At 70.0% G+C, this 26,082-nt stretch carries 25 protein-coding genes; 11 read left to right on the top strand and 14 right to left on the bottom strand.

All coding sequences use genetic code 11. From position 1 onward, the window contains the following. Positions 1-212: 212 nt before the first annotated feature. The 3 genes from ileS to MW290_RS20245 are packed head-to-tail and all read left to right on the top strand — an operon-like array spanning position 213 to position 4,331. On the top strand, positions 213-3,089 hold the full coding sequence (gene ileS / locus MW290_RS20255; protein ID WP_250199485.1) for an isoleucine--tRNA ligase: 2,877 nt from the start codon (positions 213-215) through the stop codon (positions 3,087-3,089). Between the two features lie 23 nt (positions 3,090-3,112). Further along, positions 3,113-3,616: a signal peptidase II gene (gene lspA / locus MW290_RS20250; RefSeq protein WP_250199484.1), complete on the top strand. Its 504-nt coding sequence runs from the start codon at positions 3,113-3,115 to the stop codon at positions 3,614-3,616. A gap of 46 nt (positions 3,617-3,662) precedes the next feature. Then, entirely contained in the window at positions 3,663-4,331 is a 669-nt protein-coding gene (locus MW290_RS20245; protein WP_250199483.1) for a histidine phosphatase family protein, read from the top strand. 16 nt (positions 4,332-4,347) lie between these two features. On the opposite strand, the gene MW290_RS20240 is transcribed toward MW290_RS20245, so the two are convergent. Beyond that, on the bottom strand, positions 4,348-5,340 hold the full coding sequence (locus MW290_RS20240; RefSeq protein ID WP_259373495.1) for a quinone oxidoreductase family protein: 993 nt from the start codon (positions 5,338-5,340) through the stop codon (positions 4,348-4,350). A 70-nt stretch (positions 5,341-5,410) separates the two neighbouring features. Here MW290_RS20240 and MW290_RS20235 point away from each other — a divergent pair, with 70 nt between their 5' ends. Then, on the top strand, positions 5,411-5,716 hold the full coding sequence (locus tag MW290_RS20235; RefSeq protein WP_250199482.1) for a putative signal transducing protein: 306 nt from the start codon (positions 5,411-5,413) through the stop codon (positions 5,714-5,716). Continuing rightward, a complete protein-coding gene (locus MW290_RS20230; RefSeq protein WP_250199481.1) occupies positions 5,713-6,636 on the top strand; it encodes a DMT family transporter in 924 nt (307 codons plus the stop codon). The genes MW290_RS20235 and MW290_RS20230 overlap by 4 nt, the downstream gene beginning before the upstream one ends. Positions 6,637-6,647: 11 nt before the next feature. On the opposite strand, the gene MW290_RS20225 is transcribed toward MW290_RS20230, so the two are convergent. Continuing rightward, positions 6,648-7,556 carry a LysR family transcriptional regulator gene (locus MW290_RS20225; protein ID WP_250199480.1) on the bottom strand — a complete coding sequence of 303 codons (909 nt, stop codon included), beginning with the start codon at positions 7,554-7,556 and terminating at the stop codon, positions 6,648-6,650. A gap of 88 nt (positions 7,557-7,644) precedes the next feature. Here MW290_RS20225 and MW290_RS20220 point away from each other — a divergent pair, with 88 nt between their 5' ends. After that, the gene (locus MW290_RS20220) at positions 7,645-8,451 is read left to right on the top strand and encodes a carboxymuconolactone decarboxylase family protein (protein WP_250199479.1); all 807 of its coding nucleotides are present in this window, start codon (positions 7,645-7,647) and stop codon (positions 8,449-8,451) included. 4 nt (positions 8,452-8,455) lie between these two features. Here the strand turns inward: MW290_RS20220 and MW290_RS20215 are convergent, their stop codons facing one another. The 7 genes from MW290_RS20215 to MW290_RS20185 all read right to left on the bottom strand — a co-directional run bounded on the left by MW290_RS20215 (position 8,456) and on the right by MW290_RS20185 (position 15,169). After that, positions 8,456-9,094, bottom strand: a complete 639-nt coding sequence (locus tag MW290_RS20215; protein WP_250199478.1) for a glutathione S-transferase family protein — start codon at positions 9,092-9,094, stop codon at positions 8,456-8,458. 30 nt (positions 9,095-9,124) lie between these two features. Next, on the bottom strand, positions 9,125-9,913 hold the full coding sequence (locus tag MW290_RS20210) for an SDR family oxidoreductase (RefSeq protein WP_250199477.1): 789 nt from the start codon (positions 9,911-9,913) through the stop codon (positions 9,125-9,127). Positions 9,914-9,915: 2 nt separating this feature from the next. Beyond that, positions 9,916-10,848 carry a DMT family transporter gene (locus MW290_RS20205; RefSeq protein WP_250199476.1) on the bottom strand — a complete coding sequence of 311 codons (933 nt, stop codon included), beginning with the start codon at positions 10,846-10,848 and terminating at the stop codon, positions 9,916-9,918. Positions 10,849-10,951: 103 nt separating this feature from the next. Then, positions 10,952-12,562, bottom strand: a complete 1,611-nt coding sequence (locus MW290_RS20200; protein ID WP_250199475.1) for a GMC oxidoreductase — start codon at positions 12,560-12,562, stop codon at positions 10,952-10,954. A 204-nt stretch (positions 12,563-12,766) separates the two neighbouring features. Continuing rightward, a complete protein-coding gene (locus MW290_RS20195; RefSeq protein WP_250199474.1) occupies positions 12,767-12,964 on the bottom strand; it encodes a hypothetical protein in 198 nt (65 codons plus the stop codon). Positions 12,965-13,182: 218 nt separating this feature from the next. Continuing rightward, entirely contained in the window at positions 13,183-14,688 is a 1,506-nt protein-coding gene (locus MW290_RS20190; RefSeq protein ID WP_250199473.1) for a tripartite tricarboxylate transporter permease, read from the bottom strand. 10 nt (positions 14,689-14,698) lie between these two features. After that, positions 14,699-15,169, bottom strand: a complete 471-nt coding sequence (locus MW290_RS20185) for a tripartite tricarboxylate transporter TctB family protein (RefSeq protein WP_250199472.1) — start codon at positions 15,167-15,169, stop codon at positions 14,699-14,701. 205 nt (positions 15,170-15,374) lie between these two features. Between MW290_RS20185 and MW290_RS20180 the strand changes: the two genes are divergently transcribed. Continuing rightward, positions 15,375-16,043, top strand: coding sequence for an N-acyl amino acid synthase FeeM domain-containing protein (locus tag MW290_RS20180; RefSeq protein WP_250199471.1), 669 nt, complete (start codon positions 15,375-15,377; stop codon positions 16,041-16,043). Here MW290_RS20180 and MW290_RS20175 read toward each other — a convergent pair whose 3' ends face one another. From MW290_RS20175 to MW290_RS20155, 5 genes are read right to left on the bottom strand one after another with little or no spacing between them, the layout of a single operon-like run. Continuing rightward, a complete protein-coding gene (locus MW290_RS20175; protein WP_250199470.1) occupies positions 16,044-17,888 on the bottom strand; it encodes an ATP-binding protein in 1,845 nt (614 codons plus the stop codon). A 56-nt stretch (positions 17,889-17,944) separates the two neighbouring features. Next, the gene (locus tag MW290_RS20170) at positions 17,945-19,795 is read right to left on the bottom strand and encodes a GspE/PulE family protein (protein ID WP_250199469.1); all 1,851 of its coding nucleotides are present in this window, start codon (positions 19,793-19,795) and stop codon (positions 17,945-17,947) included. Between the two features lie 18 nt (positions 19,796-19,813). Further along, on the bottom strand, positions 19,814-20,593 hold the full coding sequence (locus MW290_RS20165) for a spermine/spermidine synthase domain-containing protein (protein WP_250199468.1): 780 nt from the start codon (positions 20,591-20,593) through the stop codon (positions 19,814-19,816). Further along, complete coding sequence (locus MW290_RS20160; protein ID WP_250199467.1) at positions 20,590-21,099, bottom strand: DNA-deoxyinosine glycosylase; 510 nt, start codon at positions 21,097-21,099, stop codon at positions 20,590-20,592. Before MW290_RS20160 ends, MW290_RS20165 begins: the two co-directional genes overlap by 4 nt. Beyond that, positions 21,096-21,917 (bottom strand): TatD family hydrolase, encoded by an 822-nt coding sequence (locus MW290_RS20155; RefSeq protein WP_250199466.1) that lies wholly within the window; start codon positions 21,915-21,917, stop codon positions 21,096-21,098. The genes MW290_RS20160 and MW290_RS20155 overlap by 4 nt, the downstream gene beginning before the upstream one ends. 131 nt (positions 21,918-22,048) lie before the next feature. Between MW290_RS20155 and MW290_RS20150 the strand changes: the two genes are divergently transcribed. The 4 genes from MW290_RS20150 to MW290_RS20135 are packed head-to-tail and all read left to right on the top strand — an operon-like array spanning position 22,049 to position 26,080. Next, positions 22,049-23,068, top strand: coding sequence for a S1C family serine protease (locus MW290_RS20150; protein WP_250199465.1), 1,020 nt, complete (start codon positions 22,049-22,051; stop codon positions 23,066-23,068). Positions 23,069-23,086: 18 nt separating this feature from the next. Then, complete coding sequence (locus MW290_RS20145) at positions 23,087-24,100, top strand: AAA family ATPase (protein WP_250199464.1); 1,014 nt, start codon at positions 23,087-23,089, stop codon at positions 24,098-24,100. 4 nt (positions 24,101-24,104) lie between these two features. Beyond that, complete coding sequence (locus tag MW290_RS20140; protein ID WP_250199463.1) at positions 24,105-25,043, top strand: DUF58 domain-containing protein; 939 nt, start codon at positions 24,105-24,107, stop codon at positions 25,041-25,043. Then, positions 25,040-26,080, top strand: coding sequence for a VWA domain-containing protein (locus MW290_RS20135; RefSeq protein WP_375142928.1), 1,041 nt, complete (start codon positions 25,040-25,042; stop codon positions 26,078-26,080). The genes MW290_RS20140 and MW290_RS20135 overlap by 4 nt, the downstream gene beginning before the upstream one ends. The last annotated feature ends 2 nt before the right edge of the window (positions 26,081-26,082 follow it).

Genomic DNA, 26,082 nt, shown 5'->3' with positions numbered 1-26,082 from the left:
ACCGGACTTTGCTCGATCTGCTGCGCTGGCATGCCGCCGGCCGCCGGCAGACCACGCGCGACCGAATTCGGCGCGCGCGCTGATCCTGCCGCCGCACGCCGGGCTGCGGCCGCTGCTGCCGCGCACCTGCCGGCCAGCGACCTGACCGGCTGCACCGCCCCACTTTGCCTTGATGCCACGAGCGCACCCGCCCAACGGGTGCGGCAAGCGCCATGACCGACAAGACCGACACCCCCACCGCCAGCGGCTCCGACGCCACGGACTACCGCGCCACCCTGAACCTGCCTGACACCCCGTTCCCGATGCGCGGCGACCTGCCCAAGCGCGAGCCGGGCTGGGTCAAGCAGTGGGAGGACCAAGGCACCTACAAGCAGCTGCGCGATGCCCGCTGCGGCGCACCGCTGTTCGTGCTGCACGACGGCCCGCCCTATGCCAATGGCCAGCTGCACATGGGCCATGCGGTCAACAAGATCCTCAAGGACATGATCGTCAAGGCGCGGCAGCTGGCCGGCTTCGACGCGCAATACGTGCCCGGCTGGGACTGCCATGGCCTGCCGATCGAGAACGCGATCGAGAAGAAGTTCGGCCGCAACCTGAGCCGTGACGAGATGCAGGCCAAGAGCCGTGCTTACGCCACCGAGCAGATCGAGCAGCAGCGCACCGACTTCAAGCGCCTGGGCGTGCTGGGCACCTGGGAGCGGCCCTACCGCACCATGGACTTCGCGAACGAGGCGGGCGAGATCCGCGCCTTCAAGCGCGTGATCGAGCGCGGCTTCGTCTACCGCGGCCAGAAGCCGGTGTACTGGTGCTTCGACTGCGGCTCCTCGCTGGCCGAGTTCGAGATCGAATACGCCGACAAGAAGAGCACCACGCTGGACGTCGGCTTCCTGGCCGACGACCCGGCCGCGCTGGCGCGCGCCTTCGGCCTGCCCGGCCTCGACAAGCCCGCCTTCGTCGTCATCTGGACCACCACCGCCTGGACCATCCCGGCCAACCAGGCGCTCAACCTCAACCCCGAGCTGGACTACAGCCTGGTGGACACCGAGCGGGGCGTGCTGCTGCTGGCCGCCGCGCTGGTGGACAAGTGCATGGAGCGCTACGGCCTGCACGGCACCGTGCTGGCCACGGTCAAGGGCCAGGCGCTGGATGGGCTGAAGTTCCGCCATCCGCTGGCCGAGGTGCACCCGGGCTACAACCGGCTGAGCCCGGTGTTCCTGGCCGACTACGCCACCGCCGACGACGGCACCGGCATCGTGCACTCGTCGCCGGCCTACGGCCTGGACGACTTCAACTCCTGCGTGTCCAACGGCGTCAAGGTCGAGGACATCCTCAACCCGGTGCAGGGCAACGGCGTGTACGCGGCCGACTTCCCGCTGTTCGGCGGCCAACACATCTGGAAGGCGGTGCCCAACGTCATCCAGGCGCTGCAGGACGCCGGCCGGCTGTTCGCCACCAAGGACATCACCCACAGCTACCCGCACTGCTGGCGCCACAAGACGCCGGTGATCTACCGCGCCGCGGCGCAGTGGTTCATCCGCATGGATGAAGGCGAAGGCGTGTTCACCAAGGACAAGGCGCCCAAGACGCTGCGGCAGCTGGCGCTGGACGCGATCGAGCAGACGCAGTTCTACCCCGAGAACGGCCGCGCCCGCCTGCACGACATGATCGCCAACCGGCCCGACTGGTGCATCAGCCGCCAGCGCAGCTGGGGCGTGCCCATCCCCTTCTTCCTGCACAAGGTGACGGGTGACCTGCACCCGCGCACGATGGAGATCCTGGACCAGGCCGCCGACATCGTGCAGGCCGGCGGCATCGAGGCCTGGAGCCGCGTGACGCCCGAGGAAATCCTGGGCGCCGAAGACGCGCCGCATTACGCCAAGAGCACCGACATCCTGGAGGTGTGGTTCGACTCGGGCAGCACCTTCTTCCACGTGCTGCGCGGCACCCATCAGGGCACGGCCGAGCATCCGGGCCATCACCAGTCGGGCCCCGAGGCCGACCTGTACCTGGAAGGCCACGACCAGCACCGCGGCTGGTTCCATTCGTCGCTGCTGCTGGCCTGCGCGCTGTTCGACCGCGCGCCCTACCGCGGCCTGCTGACCCACGGCTTCACCGTGGACAGCCAGGGCCGCAAGATGAGCAAGTCGCTGGGCAACGGCATCGACCCGCAGGACATCACCAAGAAGCTGGGCGCCGAGATCATCCGCCTGTGGGTGGCGGCCAGCGACTACTCCGGCGACATCGCCGGCGACGACAAGATCCTGGCCCGCGTGGTGGACGCCTACCGGCGCATCCGCAACACGCTGCGCTTTTTGCTGGCCAACGTGTCCGACTTCGACCCGAAGACCGACGCGGTGCCGCTGGAGCAGATGCTGGAAGTGGACCGCTACGCGCTGGCGCGGGCTTCGCAGTTCCAGGCCGAGGTGCTGGCCCACTACGAAAAGTACGAGTTCCACCCGGTGGTGGCCAAGCTGCAGGTGTACTGCAGCGAAGACCTGGGCGCCTTCTACCTGGACGTGCTGAAGGACCGCCTGTACACCAGCGCACCCAAGAGCCTGGCGCGCCGCAGCGCGCAGACGGCGCTGTGGCACATCACCCAGGCCATGCTGCGCTGGATGGCGCCCTTCCTCAGCTTCACCGCTGAAGAGGCCTGGCGCGTGTTCGGCGGCGAGCGCACCATCTTCGTGGAGCACTACTGGTCGCTGCCGCAGGCGGACGAAGGCCTGATCGCCAAGTGGAACCGCGTGCATGCGGTGCGCGATGCGGTCAACAAGGCCATCGAGGCGGTACGCGCCGAAGGCGGCGTGGGCTCTTCGCTGCAGGCCAACGTGACCGTGGGCGCCCCGGCCGAAGACCATGCCATCCTGGCTTCGCTGGGCGAAGACCTGAAGTTCGTCTTCATCACCAGCGAGGCCGTGCTGGCCGCGGCCGACGAGCTGACGATCCAGGTCACACCGTCCACCGCCACCAAGTGCGAGCGCTGCTGGCACTGGCGCACCGACGTCGGCAGCGATCCCGCCCACCCGACGATCTGCGGCCGCTGCACCAGCAATCTGTATGGCGAGGGTGAAACCCGCCTCGTCGCCTGACATTCCGAGGGTTCATACCGCTCATGGCCAAACGCTCCCCCGCCTCGTCGTCGTCCCCCAGCCTGGCCGTGTGGCTGGGGCTGGCGTTGGCGGTCATCCTGCTGGACCAATTCACCAAGACGCTGATCGTCGGCTACTTCCAGCTGGGTGACAGCCGCACCGTCACCTCCTTCTTCAACGTGGTGCGGGTGCACAACCACGGCGCGGCCTTCAGCTTCCTGGCTGACGCCTCGGGCTGGCAGCGCTGGTTCTTCATCGGCCTGGCCTCCGTGGTGTCGGTGTTCATCGTGGTCATGCTGAAGAAGCACCCGGGGCAGAAGCTCTTCTGCTTCGCGCTGGCCATGATCCTGGGCGGCGCCATCGGCAACGTGATCGACCGCGCCATCCACGGCTACGTGGTCGACTTCATCCAGGTGCATGCCGGCGGCAAGTACTTCCCCAGCTTCAACCTGGCCGACAGCGCCATCACGCTGGGCGCGATCTGCCTGATCCTGGACGAGCTGCGGCGGGTGCGCAGCTCGCGCTGACACCTGTGTGACGGGTGCGGCGCCGCGGCCGCCGCAGAATGGCCGCATGGGCACCCTCTACCTCGTACGGCACGGCCAGGCGTCTTTCGGCGCCGACGATTACGACCAGCTGAGCACGCTGGGCCGACGGCAGGCCGTGCGGCTGGGCGAGTACTTCCGCGCCAAGGGCGTGGATTTCGAGGTGGCCCTCGTGGGCACGCTGCGCCGCCACGGCCAGACCTTCGACGGCATCTGCGAAGGGCTGCGGCTGCAACCACCCGCGCTGGCCTGGCCGGGGCTGAACGAATACGACAGCGAAGCGGTCATAGCCGCCTTCCATTCCGAGCCGCTGGCCAAGCCCGACACGCCCGAGCTGGTGCGCCATCACTTCCGCCTGCTGCGCGAAGGCCTGGCGCGCTGGATGCGCGGCGAGACCCAGCCGGCCGGCATGCCCAGCTACGCGGAGTTTCTGCGCGGTGTGACCAGTGCGCTGGACCATGTGCGCAGCCAGCACCAGGGCGACGTGCTGCTGGTGTCCAGCGGCGGCCCCATCTCCACCGCGGTGGGCCATGTGCTGGGCACCACGGCCGAAACCACCATCGAGCTGAACCTGCGCATGCGCAACTGCTCGCTCACCGAGTTCGCGTACACGCCCAAGCGGCACATGCTGGTCAGCTTCAACGGTCTGCCGCACTTCGAGCACCCGGACTGCGCCGGGTGGATGACCTACACCTGAGCGAACCGCCGGCTGCTCAAGGCAGCAGGATGGTGCAGCCGGTGGTGGCGCGCGACTCCAGCTCGCGGTGCGCCTCGGCCGCCTGCGCCAGCGGGTAGCGCTGGTCGATGCGGATCTTCACCGCGCCGCTGGTGACCATGCCGAACAGGTCGTCGGCCATGGCCTGGGTGGATTCGCGGGTGGCGATGTGGGTGAACAGCGTGGGCCGCGTGACGTACAGCGAGCCCTTGGCCGCCAGCACGCCCAGGTCCACCGGCGGCGCCTTGCCCGAGGCATTGCCGAAGTTGGCCAGCAGGCCGAAGGGGCGCAGCACGTCGAGCGAGCGCTCGAAGGTGTCCTTGCCCACCGAGTCGTACACCACCTTCACGCCGGCGCCGCCGGTGATCTGCCTGACCCGATCGACGAAGTTCTCGCTGCGGTAGTTGATGGCATGGCTGGCGCCATGGTCCAGCGCCAGTTGGCACTTCTCGTCGCTGCCGGCGGTGCCGATGAGTTGCAGGCCCATCGCCCGGGCCCATTGGCAGGCGATCAGGCCCACACCACCGGCCGCGGCATGGAACAGCACGAAGTCGCCCGGCTGCAGGCCGCCCACCGGCTGCGTCTTGCGCAGCAGGTACTGCACCGTCAGGCCCTTGAGCATCATGGCCGCGCCGTCCTCGAAGCTGATGGCATCGGGCAGCTTGACCACGGCCTTGGCCGGCATCACCCGCAGCTGGCTGTAGGCGCCGGGCGGCTGGCTGGCGTAGGCGGCGCGGTCGCCGGGCTTCAGGTGCGTGACGCCTTCGCCCACCGCTTCCACGATGCCGGCGCCTTCCATGCCCAGCGTCAGCGGCAGCGGGTTGTTGTACAGGCCCGTGCGTTGGTACACGTCGATGAAGTTCAGGCCGCAGGCCTGGTGGCGGATGCGCAGCTCGCCGGGGCCGGGCTCGCCGACGCTCAGGTCGACCAGCTTCATGACCTCGGGGCCACCGTATTCGGTGATCTGGATGGCGGGGGCGGTGGTGGGCAAGGCAGTCTCCTCGGAACAACTTGTGGTGTGAGGCCTGCCATCTTGCCGCGCTTGGCCCTACCCTGCAGCCATGCGCCGACTCGACCTTGCCCCCAACCTCGCGATCGCCACGCTGTGGGCCGACTGGTTGTGCCAGTGCGGCATCGAGGCCACGGTGCAGCGCGCCTTCAGCAGCAGCATCGCGGGGCAGATTCCGCCCGACCAGGCACTGCCCGAGGTGTGGCTGGTCGACGAGCAGCACTATGAGCGCGCCCGCGCGCTGCTGGACGAGCTGCGCGCCCGGCCCAGCCGCCAGTGGTGGTGCCGCGGCTGCGGCGAGTGCATCGAAGGCGGCTTCGAACAGTGCTGGAACTGCGGTGCGATGATGCCGGGATGACCGCGCAGTCCCTGAACGTCCGCATCGCTCTGCTTCTCACCCTTCCTCCCCTGCTGTGGGCCAGCAATGCGGTCGCAGGCCGCATGCTGGTGGGCGCGGTGCCGCCGGTCGCCATCAATGCGCTGCGCTGGGTGCTGGCGCTGGTGGTGCTGCTGCCGCTGGGCTGGCGCGCCATCGGCACGCCCGAAGCCAGGCGCCAGGTCTTGCAACGCTGGAAGCCGCTGGCCCTGTTGGGCCTGACCGGCGTGGGCGCCTACAACGCGCTGCAATACCTGGCGCTCACCACCTCCACGCCGCTCAATGTCACGCTGCTCACCGCCAGCTCGCCGGTGTGCATGATGCTGGTGGGCGCCCTCTTCTACGGCCAGCGGCCCACGGCGCGCGGGCTGGTGGGCGCCGCGCTGTCACTGCTGGGCGTGGCGGTGGTGCTGGCCCGTGGCGAGCTGGCCGCACTGGCCAGCATCAGCTTCGTGCCCGGCGACCTGCTGATGCTGCTGGCCATGCTGAGCTGGTCGTTCTACAGCTGGATGCTGGCCAAGCCGGTGCCATCCATGGCCGGTGAGCAACGGCCCGCCTGGGACTGGTGGGGCTTCATGCTGATCCAGACCCTGTTCGGCCTGGCCTGGGCCGGCAGCGCGGCGCTGCTGGAAGCGGCCATCGCGCCCGCGCCGGTGCAATGGACCACCAACACCGTGCTCACGCTCGTCTACATCGCACTGGGCCCGTCCATCCTGGCCTACCTGTGCTGGGGCCGCGGCGTGGCCGCGGTGGGCCCGGCCACGGCCGCGTTCTTCATCAACCTCACGCCGCTGTTCGCCGCGCTGCTGCAGGCCCTGCTGCTGGGCGTGCCGCCGCAGCCGTACCACGCGGTGGCCTTTGCGCTCATCGTCGCGGGCATCCTGGTGTCTTCACGCACCTAGGCGCCTGGCGGTCAGCGCGGGCCGGCCCACTGCGCCTTCAGCAGCGCCACCCAGTCGTCGGCCCGCGCGGGCGGGCGGTCCGCGGGCCAGGCCGCGGCCAGGCGGATGCGCAATTCATCCTCCTCCACCAGACGGCGGAACACCACGCCACTGCGGCGCACGGTGTTCAAGGACTGCGGCACCAACGCAAAGCCGCGGCCTTCGGCGATCAGGCCCAGCAGCACCGGGTGCTCGGCCGGCTCGGCCAGCCGGGGCGGATGGAAACCGAGCCGGTGGAACACCTGCTCGCAGTGGTCGAAGTAGGCGGGGTTGAGCCGGCGGTCGAACCAGAACAGGGTGTCGGCCGCCAGCGCCTGCAGCGGCACCCGGCGGCGGCGCGCCAGCGGATGCCGCGACGACAGGCAGGCCATCAGCGGATCGTCACCCAGCGGCGTCAGCACCAGCCCCTCGGTGCGTGAGGGCAGCCCGATCACCGCCAGGTCCAGCGCGCCGCGGTGCAGGTCGCGGATCAGCCGCGCCGAGATCTGGCGCTGGATGCGAAGTTGCCGGCCCGGCCAGGCCGTGTCGAAGGCGGCGCCCAGGCCGCCGAAGAGGCCCACGTCCACCACCGTGGTGATGCCCAGCCGCAGCACCGGCGGCTGCGGTGCCGCCGACGACGGCTGGAACTGGTTCACCGCCTGCGCCACCTGCTGCACCAGCGCCCGGGCCTGCGCCAGGAAGCGCTGGCCGGCCTCGGTGAGCTGCACGCCGCGGCGGTCGCGGTCGAACAGGCGTGCGCCCAGCATCGCTTCCAGCGCCTGGATCTGCCGCGTGAGCGGCGGCTGCGTGATGCACAGCCGCTCGGCCGCGCGGCGGAAGTTCAGTTCCTCGGCCACCGCCACGAAGTACGAGAGCTGCCGCAAGCTGGGGCTTTGGGCCATGAGCGCTTTTCAGATGCCGCTGTGATGCCGCCAAGGTATCAGACAAATCGCATTGGCCGGCGGCAGGCGGCAGCGCTACGGTGGCGGCATGACACACGACACATTCCACGAGGGCCTGGCCCTGCTGCAGCAGCTGGAAGGCTGCGCCACACCCAGCCTGCTCGATGCGCTGGCGCCCCTGGCGCCGGACCTGGCCCAGCTGGCGGTGAGCTTCGTCTACGGCCAGCTGTACACCCGGCCACAGCTCACGCTGCCGCAACGCCAACTGGCGACGGTGGCGGCGCTGGCGGCCCTGGGCCAGGCGCGTCCGCAGCTCAAGTTCCACATCGCCGGCGCGCTGAACGTGGGCTGCAGCCCGCAGGAGATCATCGAGCTGATGCTGCACCTGGTGGTGTACGCCGGCTTCCCGGCGGGGCTGAACGGCCTGTTCGCGGCGCGCGAGGTGTTCCAGGAACGGGGGCATGCGCCAACGACGGCTGCGGCGCCCGCGTCACCACCCGTGCCGCCGCCGGCCGACCGCTACCAGGCCGGCTGGCAGGCGCTGCGCGAGGTCGACGGCCACGCCGGTGAACAGGTGATCGCATCGCTGGCCGGCATCGCACCCGACCTGGGCCGCTTCGTCATCGAGTTCGCGTTCGGCGACATCTACACCCGCCCCGGGCTCACGCTGCTGCAGCGCGAGCTGGCCACCGTGGCCGCGCTGGCGGCCATGGGCACCGCCGCACCGCAACTGCGTGTGCACCTGCACGGGCTGCTGAACGTGGGCGCCACGCCGGCGCAGATGACGGAGGCGCTGATGCACATCGCCGCCTACGCCGGCTTTCCGGCCGCCATCAATGCGGTGCTACTGGCGCAAGAGGTGCTGGCCGAGCGCGCCAGCCAGCACCACGGCTGAACCGTCAGCGCCAGTGCCGCGCAAACACCGGCGCGGCCACCGGATGCTGGTCGATGCGGCTCAGCAGCGCGCTGAAGGCCGGGCGCGCACTGGCCAGGTGGGCGCGGGCGCCCGACCACTTGGACACCACGGCCGCCAGCAGGTCGAGCGCGCCCAGCCGATCGCCGCTCAGCCAGGGAGTGCCGGCAAAGGTGTCGGCGAACACCTCCCACAGCGCGTGCAGCCGCTGGCGGGCACCGGCCTTCACGGCCTCGCAGTGGGGCCCTTCGGCGGGGCTGCACCAGCGCTCGGGGTAGTCGATGATGCCGATGGCCGCATAGCAGTTGGCCACGATGTATACGAGGCCGCGGATGGCCTGCGCGCGGCCCTCGGGCGAAGGCGGCAGCAAGCCGCTGGCCGGGTGCCGCAGCCCCAGTTCGATGAGGATGGCGGCGCTTTCGCTCATCACCTGCCCGTCGGGCCAGCGCAGCGCCGGTATCTGCTGCAGCGGATTGGCCGCGCGCAGTTCCTCCAGCGCCGAGGCGCCGTCCCAGGTGGCGGCGTCCACCACCCGATAGGGCAGGCCGGCCAGCGACAGTGCCGCCTCCACCGCGGCCGAGCCGCTGCCTGCATACCCGTACAACACATGTTCGCCGCTGGCCATGAACGTCTCCTGGCGATGGGCGGCGAAGAACTAGAAGGTGCCGGGGTACGCGCCGCCGTCGAGCAGGATATTCTGACCCGTCAGGTAGCCGGCGTGGGCGCTGCACATGAAGGCGCAGATGGCGCCGAACTCTTCGGCACTGCCGAAGCGCTGCGCCGGGATGGCCTGGCGGCGGCGGTCGGCCATCTCCTCGGCCGCCAGCCCGCTCTTGGCCGCACCGGCCTGCATCGTCTTGCGCAGCCGGTCGGTATCGAAGGCCCCGGGCAGCAGGTTGTTGAGCGTGACGTTGCGGCCGGCCAGCCGAGACTGCCGGGCCAGCCCGGCGACGAAGCCGGTGAGGCCGCTGCGTGCGCCGTTGGACAGGCCCAGCACGTCGATCGGCGCCTTCACCGCGCCCGAGGTGATGTTGACCACGCGGCCGAAGCCGCGCTCGGCCATGCCGTCCACCGTGGCCTTGATCAGCTCGATGGGCGTGAGCATGTTGGCGTCCAGCGCCGCGATCCAGGCTTCGCGGTCCCAGCTGCGGAAATCACCCGGCGGCGGACCACCGGCGTTGTTGACCAGGATGTCCACCTGCGGGCAGGCGGCCAGCGCCTGCGCACGGCCCTCGGGCGTGGTGATGTCGCCGGCCACCGCCCGCACCTGCACCGCCGGGTTCAGCGCCCGCAGCGCAGCGGCCGTGGCCTGCAGCGCCTCTTCACCGCGGGCGGTGATGGTGACGTTCACGCCCTCGCGCACCAGGGCCTCGGCGCAGCCGCGGCCCAACCCCTTGCTGGCGGCGCACACCAGCGCCCACTTGCCTGCCAGTCCCAGATCCATCGTCATGTCCTCCAACGCGTCAACAACCACACACCGCCCAACACCAGGGCCGTGCCCACCGCCAGCCAGGGCGTGAAGGGCTCGCCCAGGATCACCACGCCCATGGCCAGCGTGCTCATCGGGCCGATCATGCCCACCTGCGAAGCCATCGAGGCGCCGATGCGCTCGATGGCCATCATGACCATCAGCACCGGGGCCACGGTGCACACGGTGGCATTGAGCAGGCTCATCCACAGCACGGGCTCGGGCACCTGCAGCGCCGACACCGGCCGCAGCACGAAGAATTGCACGATGCACAGCACGCAGGCCACGCTGCTGGCCAGGCCGCTGAGCCGGGCCGAGCCCAGGCGCCGCACCGCCTCGCCGCTGAGCACCAGGTACACCGCATAGCTGACGGCGCTGCCGAACACCAGCGCCGTGCCCAGGGCCACGCGCGGGCCTTCGAAGCTCAACTCGCGGCCGAAGACCAGCGCCACGCCGGCATAACCCACCGCCAGGGCCAGCAGCTGCCGGCCCGTGACCCGGCGGCGGTAGGCCAGCCAGCCGATCAGCAGCACGATGGTGGGGTTGAGGTAGAGGATCAGCCGCTCAAGGCTGGCGCTGATGTACTGCAGCCCCAGGAAGTCGAGGAAGCTGGCCAGGTAGTAGCCGGTGAAGCCCAGCAGCAGCACGGTGCCCCAGTCGCGGCGCGACAGCGGCGGCTTGCCACGCCCGGCCCACCAGGCCAGCAGCATGAACAGGGGCATCGCCATCAGCATGCGCAGGAACAGCACCTGCACCGCATCCACCCCATGGCGGTACATCAGCTTGGCCACGATGGCCTTGCCCGAGAAAGCGATGGCGCCCGCACTGGCCAGCAAGAGGCCGGGCCAGACGGCGGTGGGTACCGCGGCAGTGCCGGCGGCGGGCGTGGCCCGTGGGGAGGAAGAGGACATCGGCCGGGCACTATAGGCCAGCCCAAAGCAAACCCGGCCGTGGCCGGGTTCGTCATGCGCCAAGCGGGGCTTGCCCGGCCGGGAAGGCTGGAAGGCTGACGCCTCAGCCGCCCGCCGCGATGATGCGCTCGATGTTGCGTTCGGCCAGGGCCGAGATCGTCAGCGACGGGTTGACGGCGCCGGTGTTGCCGGGGATGGCCGCGCCGTCCATCACGTAGAGGTTCGGATAGTTGAGCACACGACCATAGGCGTCGGTGGCCTTGCCGAGCACCGCGCCGCCCAGCGGGTGGCCGGTGAAGGACGCGTCCACGTCCTTGAGCAGGGGCGGCACGTTGGCCGGCAGCGTGAAGGAACGCAGCGCGATGCGGTTGTTGACCGCCCGCATCGCGGCGACCGTGTCGTTGTTGCCCGCGGCCGGCCACAGCAGCCGCGCACGATCGGTGGCCGCGTCGTAGACGAAGCTGCCGCGGTTGGAGGTGTCGAAGCTCATGCCCAGGCTCGGCCCCAGTCCCACGCTCACAGGCACGGCAGGCGCATACCAGTTCTCCAGCGTGACGGGCAGGCCGCCGCTGGTGTCGTGGATCATCGAAGCGCAGGCCGAGCCGGTGGTCACGCCCAGGTCGAAGGCGCCGACGCGCGCCACCGCGCTGTCGCCATTGGTGCCCCAGCCGCGGCCGACGTGCTCGTTGAGCAGCGGCAGGTCGCCCAGCGCCTTGGCACGCACCAGCAGCTCCGAGGTGCCGATCGAGCCGGCCGCCAGGAACAGCATGTCGCAGGTGAGGTTGTAGCTGGCCAGCAGCGTGCCGTCGGGGCTGCGCTTGGCCACTTCCAGCAGGTAGCGGGTGCCGTCGCGGTAGATGCGGCGCACCTCGTGGCCGGCGTACACGCCCACGCGGCCGGTGGCCTTGGCCTGCTTGAGGTAGTTCTGATTGAGGTCGAACTTGGCGCCGTTGGAATTGCCGAAGTTCGACAGCCCGACGGTGCACGAAGGCCGCGAGCTGCCGGCCAGTTCCTGCCGCACCACGTTCCAGTTCCAGATGCCGTCCACCCACGTGGGCGTGTAGCCGGCCTTGCGCATGTCGCTGTTCCAGCGCCGCGAGTGGCTGAAAGGCGCCGAGTTGTAGATGTCGGACGGCATGGCGCTGAGCTGCAGCATCTGCCGCACGCGCGGGAAGTAGGTGGCGTTCATCTCGGCGTACGACACCGTGCCGCCGAACAGCGCGTCGAAGTAGCGCTGCTGCGGCTGGATCATCACGCCGGTGAACACCACCGACCCGCCGCCGACACAGGCGCCGCGCCAGACGTCCATGTTCTCGTACTCGCTCACGTCCAGCACGCCGCCGAAGCGGTCGATCGGCAGGCCGGGCACGCCGAACACGTACTTGCTCTGGTCGCGGAACCAGAAGCCCCGGCCGTCGGGCAGCGTGTCCTGGGTGAAGATCTCGCGCGTCGGGTGATTGGGCCAGGCAAAGCCACGCTCGAGCACGGTGGCGGTGATGCCGGCCTGCGCCAGCCGCAGTGCGGAGATGGCGCCACCGAAGCCCGAGCCGATGACGATGGCGCGGGTATGGGCGGGCGGCGTCGGCGCGCTGGCATAGATCTCGGGGACGAGGCTGCGGTAGTCGCGCGGCAGCAGCAGGGCTTGCGAGGTGAGGGGCAAGCCCGCAGCGGCCGAGCCCAGGCCCAGCTGCTTCAGCAGATCACGGCGTTTCACGATCAACGGTCTCGGAAGTTCAGGGACCGCGATCATCTCCCGCAAACATCAGAAATGAAACATCAATGATGTTTTTATCATTTAACCCGCTACAAGGTCAGGAGTGACCACCCTGTGTGCTGGCTGCCCATCAACGAAAACGCCGGCATTCAGCCGGCGCGGGAAGTGGTCGTTCGGCGCCGCCGCCCAGGCGGCGCGCGATGCTCAAGCCGTCTTCTTGGCGGCCGCCGCCTTCTTGTGCTTCACATGCTTGGCGTGCTTGGCATGCTTGGCCGGCGCGGTGGCGGCAGCCGGTGCGGTGGCAGTGGTGGGGGCTGCCGGGGCCGTGGCGGCATCGGCAGCATGGGCGCCGAAGGCGACCATCGAGGCGGCGAGAACGGGGATCAGCTTGGTCAGGTTCATGAGGGCTCCTTCGTGGCGTTGAAGCGGCGAATCGCGCCGCGGCCCACACACAACGCGCACCCGACCGCCCCTCGTTGACCCCCGAACCTGTCTGAAACCTGTCACCGCCCCGATGGACGCGGCCACGCTCGCACGGCCGACCGCCAGAAAAAAGGGCCCGCCAATGCGAGCCCTTTTTGCAGATTCGTGGCCGCCTTGCAGCGCGGCCACGGCATCCGTCACTCCTCCTGGAAGGCTTCTTCGCGCTTCTTCTTCACCGAAGGCAGCAGCACGATGACGATCATCAGCGCCGCGGCCACCAGCAGGCCGGCCGACAGCGGACGGGTCATGAAGGTGCTCCAGTCGCCGCGCGACAGCAGCAGCGCACGGCGCAGGTTCTCTTCCATCATCGGGCCCAGGATGAAGCCCAGCAGCAGCGGTGCGGGTTCGCAGCCCAGCTTGTAGAAGATGTAGCCCACGATCGCGAAGCCGGCGCCCATATACACGTCGAACGCGTTGTTGTTCAGGGTGTACAGGCCGATGCAGCAGAACACCATGATGGCCGGGAACAGGAAGCGGTAAGGCACCGTCAGCAGCTTGATCCAGATGCCGATCAGCGGCAGGTTCAGGATGATCAGCATCAGGTTGCCGATCCACATGCTGGCGATCAGGCCCCAGAACAGGTCGGGGTTGCTGGTCATCACCTGCGGGCCGGGCTGGATGCCTTTGATGGTCATCGCACCCACCATCAGCGCCATCACCGCGTTGGGCGGAATGCCCAGCGTCAACATCGGGATGAAGCTGGTCTGCGCACCGGCGTTGTTGGCCGATTCAGGGCCGGCCACGCCGCGGATGTCACCCTTGCCGAAGCGGCCGGACGCACCCGCCAGCTTCTTTTCCATCGTGTACGACGCGAAGGACGACAGCAGCGCGCCACCGCCGGGCAGCACGCCCAGGATGGAGCCCAGCGCCGTGCCGCGCAGCACCGCCGGGGCGGCCTTCTTGAAGTCGTCCTTCGTCGGCCACAGGCCCTTCACGTTCTTGGTGAAGACCTCGCGGCTTTCGGCCGGTTGACCCAGGTTGGCGATGATTTCACCGAAGCCGAACACACCCATCGCGATGGCAACGAAGTTGATGCCGTCGGTCAGCTCGGGGATGTCGAACGAGAAGCGCGGCGTGCCGCTGATCACGTCGGTGTTCACCTGGCCCAGCAGCAGGCCCAGGATGATCATCGCGATGGCCTTGAGCAGCGAGCCCGAGGCCAGCACCACGGCGCCGATCAGGCCCAGCACCATCAGGCTGAAGTATTCGGCCGGGCCGAACTTGAAGGCCAGCTCGGTCAGCGGCGGCGCGAAGGCCGCGATGACGATGGTGCCCACGCAACCGGCGAAGAACGAACCCAGGCCGGCCGCAGCCAGCGCCGAACCCGCCCGCCCCTGCCGCGCCATCTGATACCCGTCGATGGCGGTGACCACCGAGCTGGATTCACCCGGCACGTTGATCAGGATGGCGGTGGTGGAGCCGCCGTACTGCGCGCCGTAGTAGATGCCGGCCAGCATGATCAGCGCCGGCGTGGCGTCGAGTGCGTAGACCGAAGGCAGCAGCATCGCGATGGTGGCCACCGGGCCCAGGCCCGGCAGCACGCCGATCAGGGTGCCCAGCACCGCGCCACCGAAGGCGTACAGCAGGTTCTCGATCGTGAAGGCGACCGCGAAGCCCGTGGAGAGATTGGTCAACAGATCCATGAGAGATGCCTCAGCCGCCGGAAGCCATGAAGGAAGGCCACAGCGGGATCACGAGGCTGAGCCCCTTGATGAAGATGAGCCAGGAGAAGATGGTGAGCACGACGGCGTTGATGAGCGCCTCGCGCAGGCGGAACTCGTCACTGGCCGCGGCCGAGATGAGGACCAGCAGCGGCAGCGCGATGACCATGCCCATGTGCGGCAGCAGCCAGCCGAACGCGGCCACGGCACCGACGACGATGACCAGCGGCTTCCAGGCCCACTTGCCGATGGGGTCGCCAGTCTCGGTCTCGATGGTCAGTGCCTGGAACAGCACGACCGCGCCGAGGATGGCCATCAGGATGCCGAGGCCGAAGGGGAAGTAGCCCGGACCGGGCCGCGCCGAAGCGCCGAAGCTGTAGTTGGTGGCCCCCCAGGCAAAGCCGATGCCGACCACGACGAACATCAGCCCCGACCAGAAGTCTTTCTGGCTCTTGATCTTCACGCTGTCTCCTTGCGATGCGTTGATGGCGGCGGATTCTAGGCAGGGGGGTCTAGGCAACCCCTGTGGATTCCACGTAACCGGGTAGCACGCGCCCCCGCCGGCCCAGTCCGCAGACCTGGCTGTGGAAACCAGCATTGACAACGGTTTAGACGCGACAGCGCACAGCCGAAACTGCTTTCATCGCCACCGTTTCCGATCGCCTGCCATGCGCACCCACCTGCTGCACTTCACCCTCCGCCCCGTGGCCAACGAAGCCGAACTGCGCGCCGCCTGCGCCGTGCGGGCCACCGCCTACGGCCGCCGCCTGCCCCATGTGCTGAGCCTGTGGTGCGAGCCCGACGAGCAGGACCGCCAGCCCGGCGTGGTGGTGTTCGTGGCCTGGTCCAAGGCCACCGGCGAAGCCATCGGCACCGTGCGCGTGGCCACCAACCAGCACCATCCGCTGGCCATCGAGACCAGCGCCGCCCTGCCCTCGGCCTATCTGGGCACCCGCAACGCCGAGATCACGCGGCTGGCCGTGCTGCCGGGCCATGACGACCCCGCCATCAAGCTGGCGCTGATGAAGGCCGTGTACACGACCGCGCTGGAGCGTGGCGTGGAGTGGTTGGTCATCGGCGCACGCCTGCCCAGCCTGGTGCGCGGCTACCAGCGCCTGGGCTTCACCGATGCGCTGCCGCAGGGCGAGATGGTGCCGCTGCCGCATGCCGGCAACCTGCCGCACCGGGTGCTGGCCTTCAACGTGCGCACCGCACGCGCCGACTGGCAGGCCATGCAGCATCCCTTCTATGACTTCATGATCGAGCAGCACCACCCCGACCTGCAGCTGCGGCCCGAGGCGCTGGCCGACGAAGCCGCCTGCGCGCTGGCGGCCTGATCAGCCCGTCCAGCAGCCGGGGGCCGGTGCGCGCCCGCCGATCACGGCGGCCATCACGGCCTTCAGCTCCTCTTCGGTGAAAGGCTTGCTGAGAAAGGCGTCCATGCCGGCCTCGGCGCAGCGCTCGCGGTCTTCCAGCGCGCTGTTGGCCGTGAGTGCCACCACCGGCACCCGCTGCAGCCCACCCTGGCGTTCGGCCTCGCGGATGCGGCGCGTGGCCTCCACGCCGTCCAGCAGCGGCATCTGGCAGTCCATCAGCACCAGGTCGGGGCGCGCGGGGCCCGGCCCCGCCGCCGCCACGGCCGCCAGCCCGTCGCGCACATGCAGCACCTCGCACTGCAGGCGGCGCAGCATGGCTTCGGCCAGCATGGCATTGACCTCGTTGTCCTCGGCCAGCAGCACCCGCTGCGGCAGGTCCATGGGCGCCTGCTGCCCGTCGTTGGCGGCTTCGGCCGGTGGTGCCTGCAGCGGCTGCAGCGGCAGCGCCAGCTCGAACATCGTGCCTTCGCCCAGCCGGCTTTCGCAGCGCAGCTGGCCGCGCATGGCCTGGGTGATCTCGCGCGCGATGTTCAACCCCAGGCCCACGCCGGCCCCTGGCACGGTGCCGGGCCGCCGTGCCTGCGTGAAGGCATCGAAGATGTGCGGCAGGTCGGCCTCGGCGATGCCGGGGCCGGTGTCGCTGACGACGATGTGCAGGCCGCAGCCGGTGAAGCGCGCAGCCAGCACCACCTCGCCCTGCTCGGTGAACTTGACGGCATTGCCCAGCAGGTTGTGCAGCACCTGGCGCAGCCGGGTGGCATCGCCCACCACCTGGGCCTCGGGGTCGATGTCCAGCCGGGCGCGGAACTGCAGGCCGCGCTCCTGGCAGCGCACCACGTAGATGTCCACCAGTTCCTCCAGCTCGGCCAGCAGGTGGAAGGGCGCGGGCTTGAGCTCGACACGGCCGGCCTCGATGCGGGAGAAGTCCAGCAGGTCGTTGATGATCTGCAGCAGGTGCTCGCCCGAGTGCTCGATCAGCCCCAGCCGGTGGCGCAGCTGAAGGTCGGACTGCTCGGCCGCCATCATGCGGGCCAGCCCCAGGATGCCGTGCAGCGGCGTGCGCAACTCATGGCTCATGGTGGCCAGGAAGCGGGTCTTGACGCGGCTTTCGCGTTGGGCCAGCGCCAGGGCCAGCGCCCGTTCCTCGGCGATGCGGGCATTCAGGAAGCGCAGCCGGAACATCTCGGCCAGCCGCTGCTCGGCGCGGCGCGAGGTGGCCAGCAGCAGGGCCAGCAGCATCAACAGCCCGGTGCCACCGGTCCAGCCGATCGCGTCGCCGCGCAGCAGCAGCGACAGCGCGGTGGGCAGGATCATCGGCACCACGTAGGCCACGGTGGCCTGCAGCCGCACCTGCAGGCCGAAGCTGGCCACGGCGGCCACGCTGCACACGCTGGCCGAGATCAGCGCCACCAGCGAAGGATGCGGCGACTGCGCCATCCAGGCGCCACCCAGGCCCCATACCGCGCCGTCCAGCGCCAGCAGCAGCACGGTGGACCGCAGCCAGCCCGGCGTGCCCGGCCGGCCCCGCAGGCGGTAGACCTGGGCATGCGCCAGGCGCGGCACGATCACGCCCAGCTTGAGCCCGACCCAGATCCACAGCGCCGTCGGGTCCACCCGGCTGGCCACGTAGACCGCCAGCACCATGGCGAACACCGTGCCGACCACCATGGCCAGCGTGAGGTGCGAGAACAGCATGCGCAGCTGTTCGGTGGTCACCTGGGCGGAGACCTCGGGGGGCGGCGGCGGGGTCGCTTCCGCAGCGCGGACCCCGGTACGGCCATTCGGGCTGTCGTCGGCGATGGGCATGCTTTTCGAGTATGACCCCCCTAGCTCGTCGGCGACCGCTCCGTGTCCCTAGAAGGTCAACCGGTTTCGCTCCACTTGGGCGTGGTGCGCAGCACTTCCTCGATGGTGGTGCTGCCGTCGGCCACCTTCATCACGCCGGCCAGGCGCAGCGGGTGCATGCCGTCGGCCAGCGCCTGGCGGCGCAGCGCGGCGGCGTCCAGCACCGGGTGCACGGCGGCGCGGGCGGCATCGCTCATCACCATCAGCTCGTACAGCCCGGCGCGGCCCCGAAAGCCCGTCATGCGGCATTCCAGGCAGCCCACCGGCCGGTAGGCACGCACCGCGCCCTTCAGCCGCCAGGGCTGCGCCGCAGCATCCAGCATCTCGCGGCTCACGTCCTCATCACGCACCTTGCAGGCCGGGCACAGCGTGCGCGCCAGCCGCTGCGCCAGCACGCCGATCACGGTGGCGCTGATCAGGTACGGCGGCACGCCCAGGTCGGCCAGGCGCGTGATGGCGCTGGCCGCATCGTTGGTGTGCAGGGTGCTGAACACCAGGTGGCCGGTGAGCGCGGCCTGGATGGCCATCTCGGCCGTGGCCAGGTCGCGGATCTCGCCCACCATGATGATGTCCGGGTCCTGCCGCATCAGCGCACGCAGGCCTTCGGCAAAGCCCAGGTCCAGCGCCGGCTGCACCTGGGTCTGGTTGAGGGCGGGCTCCACCATCTCGATCGGGTCTTCCACGGTGCAGACGTTGACCTCGTCGGTGGCCAGCTTCTTGAGCGTGGAATACAGCGTGGTGGTCTTGCCGCTGCCGGTGGGGCCGGTGACCAGGATGATGCCGTGCGAGCGGCCGGTGAGTTCCTGCCAGCGCTGCGCATCATGGGCGCCGAAGCCCAGCGCCTCGATGCTCTTGACCACGGTGTCGGGGTCGAAGATGCGCATCACCATCTTCTCGCCGAAGGCGGTGGGCAGCGTGGACAGGCGCATCTCCACCTCGCCGCCGGGCTGGCCGCCGACCTCGGGCCGCACCGTCTTGATGCGGCCGTCCTGCGGGCGGCGGCGCTCCACCACGTCCATACGGCCCAGCAGCTTGATGCGCGCGGTCATCGCGCTCATCACCTGCACCGGCAGCTGGTAGACGGTGTGCAGCACGCCGTCGATGCGGAAGCGGATGGCGCCCATGTCGCGCCGCGGCTCCAGGTGGATGTCGCTGGCGCGCTGGTCGAAGGCGTACTGCCACAGCCAATCGACCACCTGCACCACGCCCTGGTCGTTGGCATCGAGCTGCTTGTTGGCCTTGCCCAGCTCCACCAGCTGCTCGAAGCTGGCGATGGCCGAGGTCTCGCCGCTCTTGGCTGCCGCCTTGACGGAACGGGCCAGCGTGAAGAACTCGGTGGTGTAGCGCTGCACGTCCACCGGGTTGGCCAGCACCAGGCGGATCTTCTTGCGCGCGTGGCCTTCGATCTCGGCCACCCAGGCGGTGTCCAGCGGCTCGCTGGTGGCCACCGTCACTTCCACCAGGCTGACGTTGAGCGGCAGCACGCGCCGGCTCTCGGCATAGTGGATGGACATGACGTCGGCCACGCGGCCCACGTCCACCTTCAGCGGGTCGATGCGCACATAGGGCAGGCCCAGGTGACCGGCCAGCCATTCGGTCAGCGCCTCGGTGTCCAGCGGCTTGCCGTTGCCTTTCCGCACCAGGCCGGCGCCACCCAGCCGCACCAGCGGATGCTGGCGGCTGTCACCGGCGCCGAAGCGCCGCTCAACCCGGTCGGCATCGTCGAGGGTGATCCAGCCGTCGGCCACCAGCCACTGCAGCAGCGCACGCCACTCGAGCCGGCCCGCCGGCAGGTCGCCAGGCGGAACTGACGACGACGGGCGCGCGGCAGCACCGGAAGAGGGAGAGGCGGGCGCGGCAGGGGGCATCGGCGGCGGCGGGCAGTGTCAGTTCGCGGGGTCGGGCAGCGGGCGCACCATGCGCAGCCACTTGCGGGCCGGCACGCCCAGCGACCCGTACCGCTTCTCGATGTTATCGGCGCGGGCGATCAGTTCTTCACGCCCCGGCACCACCACGCCACGGGCGGCCACCACCACGGTGTTGCCCTCGCGCGTGGGGCGCAGGCTCCAGACCTGGTCGCGGCCGAAGGCGGCGGCGATGCGCTCGGCGCTGGCCAGGAAGCTGGCATGACGGCCGAACAGGTTCACCGTCATCAGGCCGCCGTGGTTCAGCACTTGGTGGCAGTCGGCGTAGAAGCGCTCGTCGTCCAGCACCGGCGCGGCGGCTTCGTGGTCGTAGAGGTCGACGTTGAGCACGTCCACCGTCTGCGCGTTGGCAGGCTCGCGCACCCAGGCGCCGGCGTCCTGGTTGAGCACCGTCAGTCGCTCGTCGTCGGCGCCCAGCCGAAAGCGCATGCGGCAGGCGGCGATCACGGCCGGGTTCAGCTCCACCGCAGTGGTGCGCATGCGCAGCACCTGGTGGCAAAAGCGGGTGATGGCGGCCGCGCCCAGGCCCAGCTGCACCGCATGGCCCTGCGCCAGCTCGGCGCTGGGCCGCCACAGCATCCAGGCCATCATGCGCTGGATGTACTCCAGCTCCAGCACGCGCGGCTTGGCAATGCGCATGGCGCCCTGCACCCAGATGGAGTCGAGGTGCAGGTAGCGCACGCCGTCCAGCTCGGACAGCGTGACTTCGGGCAGCGTGGGGTCGTGATGCGCCACCGTCATGCCGCCACCCCGGTGGCCACGAAGGCCTCGCGCCAGGCCGCCAGCTTGCGCTCGAACGACCACGACGCGTTGGCCGGGCTGGTGGAAGGCAGCCGCCACACCGGCAGGCCGAGCGCGCCGGTCACCCGCATCGAGCGGGCCGATTCGCCGCCGTTGTGCGCGATGCCGCGCAGCCCCGGCGCCTGGCGCAGCAGGCCGGCCAGGTCGTTGGGCCGGGCATCTTCGATGGCGCTGTCCAGGCTGCCTTCACGGCGGCAGCCAGCATAGACGTCCCACAGGCCCAGACCGCGCTGCAGCAGCACGGTCAGGCGTTGTTGATAAGGCATGGATCGCAGGTCGATCTCCCAGAGCGCCGACAGGATCGGCCAGAAATGGTTGCGGGGATGGGCGTAGTACTGCTGCTCGGCCAGCGAGCGCGCCCCCGGAAAGCTGCCCAGCACCACCAGCCGGGTGTGCGGGGCGATCACGGGGCCCAGGCCGGTAAGCAGCGCGGGCTCGGCCCTCATGCGGCCAGCGCCGCCAGCCGCGGCAGCGCCGCGCGGGCATTGTCGGCGGTGCGGCGGGCGGTTTCTTCCAGCGTCCAGCCGCGCAGCTCGGCCAGGGTCTGCGCGATGCGCGGCAGCTCGGCCGGCTCATTGCGGCCGGTGGCCTCGCCCTGCGCCCGCGCCTCGGCGGTGCGGTACAGCCAGTGCGGCGGAATGTCGGGCGCGTCGGTTTCCAGCACCGGCACATGGTCGGGCACGCTGGCCGCCAGGTGGCGGATCTGCCGCGCCCGCTCAAAAGTCATCGCGCCGCCGAAGCCCAGGCGGAAGCCGCGGTCGATGAACTGCCGCGCCTGCGCATCGCTGCCGTTGAACGCATGCACGATGCCGCCCAGCCCCTCGATGCGGCGCAGGTGCTTGAGCAGCAGGTCGGCCGAGCGCCGCACATGCACGATCACCGGCAGCCCGGCGTCGCGCGCCAGCTTCAGCTGCGCCGCATAGAAGTGCTCCTGCCGCGCCAGGTCGAGGCCGGGCACGAAGAGGTCGAGTCCGATCTCGCCCACCGCCACCAGCCGCGGATCGCCCGCATGGCGGCGCAGGTGCTCGGCCAGCTGGTCCAGCTCGTCGTCGGCCGCCTGGCCCACGTACAGCGGATGGATGCCCAGCGCATAAGCCAGGCCGTGTTCATGCGCCAGCTGCCGAACGGTGTCGAAATGCTTCGCCAGGATGGCGGGCAGCACCAGCATGGGCACGCCGGCCGCCTGCGCACGGGCCACCACCTGCGGGCGGTCGGCGTCGAATTCGGGTGCATCCAGGTGCACATGGGTGTCTATCCAGGACATGGCACGGATGATGCCGGAGTGCGGCCAAGGGCCGGCGGGCTGCGCAAAGCCGCATGCCGTGCTACTGTCGTCGTGAGTCTTCTTGACTGGGCTTTGCCGTCGCTGGCCGACGGCTCAACTGCAGGGGCGTCATGAAACGAACTCCGCTCTACAGCGCCGCCAACCGGCACAAGCCGTCGGCAGCACCCGCGGCCCTGGCGGCCGGTGCCTCGCACGCCCAGCCGCCCGGCGAAGCCGCGGCTGCGCAGGGCAACCGCCGCCAGCCGGGCGAAAAGCCCGAAGCAGCGCAGGGCGCTGGCGCCAAATCCACGGCGCCGCACGGCGCCAGCCCGCCGCCACAGGCGCCACGCGCCACCTCCACCCGCGCCGGCCGCTGGGCCTTCGCCGGCGGCGGCGCGCTGCTCGGCCTGTGCGCGGCCACCCTGGCCTTCACGCTGATGCAGCCCAAGCCGCAGCGGCTGACGCAGAAGGACATCGACAAGGCGGTGCTGCACACCCTCAACACCCAGCCGATGCCGCAGCTGGCCAGCAAGGCGGCCGAGACGGTGCGCCCATCGGTGGTGCGCGTGGTGGGGCTCAGCAGCCGCAGCGACGCCGAAGCCAAGGACGACGACAGCGGCGGCATCGGGACAGGCGTGGTGATCACCGACCGTGGCGTCATCCTCACCAACCTGCATGTGGTGGCCGGCTCGCGCCGCGTGAAGGTCACCTTCTACGACGGCACCGAGGCCGATGCGCACGTGATCAACGTGCAGCCCGAGAACGACCTGGCCGTGCTGCAGGCGCAGAAGCTGCCCGACGACCTGGTGCCCGCCACCATGCGCTCCACCGGCGACCTGAAGCCCGGCGACCGGGTGACGGCGGTGGGCTTTCCCTTCGGCATCGGGCCTTCGGTGTCGCACGGCGTGGTCTCGGGCCTGAAGCGCGAATTCCGCTCGCCCGAGGGCAAGCAGGTCCTCACCAACCTGATCCAGTTCGACGCGGCGGCCAACCCGGGCAACTCCGGCGGCCCGCTGGTCACCGACGACGGCGAGGTGGTGGGCATCGTCACCGCCATCCTCAACCCGGTGCAGCAGCGCTTTTTCGTCGGCATCGGCTTTGCCGTGCCGATCGAGAACGCCGCGGCCGGCGCCGGCATGCACCCCTTCTAGGCACAAGGAGCTTCATCGATGGAAAACCAACGCAGCGCCGCCGACGTCAGCACCTTGATGGAGCAGGTGCTCTACGAGGTCAAGCGGGTGGTGGTGGGCCAGGACCGTTTCCTGGAGCGGGTGATGGTGGCCATGCTGGCCCAGGGCCATTTGCTGGTCGAAGGCGTGCCGGGCCTGGCCAAGACGCTGACGGTGAACACGCTGGCCAAGGCGGTGTCGGGCCAGTTCAAGCGCATCCAGTTCACGCCCGACTTGGTGCCGGCCGATCTGGTGGGCACCCGCATCTACAACCAGAAGAGCGGCGACTTCAGCACCTCGCTGGGGCCGGTGTTCGCCAACCTGCTGCTGGCCGACGAAATCAACCGCGCGCCGGCCAAGGTGCAGAGTGCGCTGCTGGAGGTGATGCAGGAGCGGCAGGTCACCATCGCCGGCCAGAGCTACCCGGTGCCCAAGCCCTTCCTGGTGATGGCCACGCAGAACCCGATCGAGACCGAAGGCACCTACCCGCTGCCCGAGGCGCAGGTGGACCGCTTCATGATGAAGGTCATCGTCGGCTACCCGACGGACGAGGAAGAGTTCGTCATCGTGCAGCGCGTCACCGGCGCGCCGGTGGAGGTGATGCCCGTGGCCACCACCGAGCAGCTGGCCGCGCTGCAGCAGGAATGCCGGCGCTCCTACGTCGACCCGGCGCTGATCAACTACGCCGTCAAGCTGGTGGCCGCCACGCGTGAGCCGGGCCGCTTCGGCCTGCCCGACCTGGCCAAGTACATCACCTTCGGCGCCAGCCCCCGGGCCACCATCAACCTGATCGAGGGCGCGCGGGCGCTGGGCTTCCTGCGGGGGCGCAACTACGCGCTGCCCGAAGACGTCAGCGACCTGGCGGCCGACGTGCTGCGCCACCGCCTGTCGCTGAGCTACGAGGCGCTGACCGACGGCATCACCGCCGAGCAGATCGTCGCGCAGATCCTGCAGAAGGTGCCCGCCCCCGCACGGCCCTTGGAGCACCAGGACGCCAAGGTGGCGAACGGCTGACGCGATGGAAGCCGACACCACCACCGCGCCCGGCGGCACCGAGGCGCTGCTGCACCAGCTGGAGTGGACGGTGCTGCGCCGGCTGGACGGCTGGCTGCAGGGCGACTACCGCACGCTGATGCGCGGCAACGGCCTCGACCTGGCCGACCTGCGCGAATACCAGCACCACGACGACGTGCGCCACATCGACTGGAACGTCACCGCCCGGCTGCAGCAGCCGCATGTGCGCCAGTTCTCCGAAGACCGTGAGCTGAGCGCCTGGTTCCTGCTCGACCTGAGCCCGTCGATCGACTTCGGCGCCCGGGTGCGCAAGCGCACGCTGTCCACCCACTTCGTCGGTGCGATGGCGCGTGGCCTCACCCGCCATGGCAACCGCGTGGGTGCGATGCTGTACGGCAGCGAAGTGGACGCGGTGATCCCCGCCCGCGGCGGCCGCCGCCATGTGCTGCACCTGCTGCACCGGCTGCAGACGCGGCCGGCCGCCAAGCTGGGCACCGGCACCCGGCTGGCCGACCTGCTGCACCGCGCGGCGGCGGTGATTCCGCGGCGGGCCAGCGTGTTCGTGGTGTCCGACTTCATCAGCGAGCCGGGCTGGGACCAGCCGCTGGCGCAGCTGGCGCGCCGGCACGACGTGGTGGCGGTGCGCCTCTATGACCCGCTGGAGATGAAGATGCCCGACCTGGGCATGGTGCTGATGCAGGACGCCGAGACCGGCGAGCAGATGTTCGTGGACACCGGGGCGCGCGGCTTTCGCCAGCGCTTCGAGAAGATCGCCGCCGAACGCGAGGCGGCGCTGATGGACGGCCTGGCCCGGGCCGGCGTGGACGCGCTGGAGCTGTCGACCGAGGACGATCTGGCCGACGCGCTGCTGCGTTTCGTGGATGCGCGCAAGCAGCGCAGCCGGCTGGCCGCCGGCGCGGTGGGCGTGAGGAGGTTTGCATGATGAACGGCTTCAACTTCCTGTGGCCCGACCTGCTGTGGCTGCTGCTGGCGGTACCGCTGCTGGTGCTGCTGTACCTGTGGCTGCTGCGGCGGCGCAAGCGCACCGCCGTGGCCTGGGCCAGCCTGGGCATCGTCAAGGAGGCGATGGGCCGCGGCACCGCCTGGCGCCGCCACGTGCCGCCGCTGCTGTTCCTGGCGGCGCTGGTGTCGCTGCTGCTGGCCACGGCCCGCCCGGCGGCCGTGATCACGCTGCCGCTGGTCGAGCAGACCATCATCCTGGCGATGGACGTCTCGGGCAGCATGCGCGCCGCCGACGTGGAGCCCAACCGCCTGGTGGCGGCGCAGAACGCGGCCAAGAGCTTCATCACCGAGCTGCCGCGCCAGGTGCGGGTGGGCGTGGTGAGCTTCGCCGGCACCGCCGCCGTGGTGCAGCCGCCCACCACCAGCCGCGAGGACGTGGTGGCCGCCATCGACCGCTTCCAGCTGCAGCGCGGCACTGCCATCGGCAGCGGCATCGTGCTCTCACTGGCCACCATCTTCCCGGATGCCAACATCGACCTGTCGCAGGTGACCGGCCAGCGCCCGATGCCCGGCGCGCTGGACGAGAAGAAGCCCGATACCGCCGCGCCGGTGGAACCGGGATCCTACAACTCGGCCGCCGTGATCCTGCTGACCGATGGGCAGCGCACCACCGGGCCCGATTCCATCGACGCCGCGCGCATGGCGGCCGACCGTGGCGTGAAGGTGTACACCGTGGGAATCGGCACCAAGGAGGGCGAGACCATCGGCTTCGAAGGCTGGTCGATGCGGGTGCGGCTGGACGAGGAAACGCTGAAGAACGTGGCCTCGGCCACCCGGGCCGAGTACTTCTACGCCGGCACCGCCGAAGACCTGAAGAAGGTCTACCAGTCGCTGGGTTCGCGGCTGACGGCGCAGAAGAAGGAGACGGAGATCACCGCCCTCTTCGCCGGCCTGGGCGCCGCGCTGGCGGTGGCGGCGGCGGCGCTGTCGCTGCTGTGGTTCAACCGGGTGCTGTGAGC

It is taken from the genome of Aquincola tertiaricarbonis (assembly GCF_023573145.1).
Taxonomy (GTDB): domain Bacteria; phylum Pseudomonadota; class Gammaproteobacteria; order Burkholderiales; family Burkholderiaceae_C; genus Aquincola; species Aquincola tertiaricarbonis_B.
The sequence above is the reverse complement of the archived record's forward strand: the minus strand, read 5'-3'. Positions and strand labels throughout refer to the sequence as shown.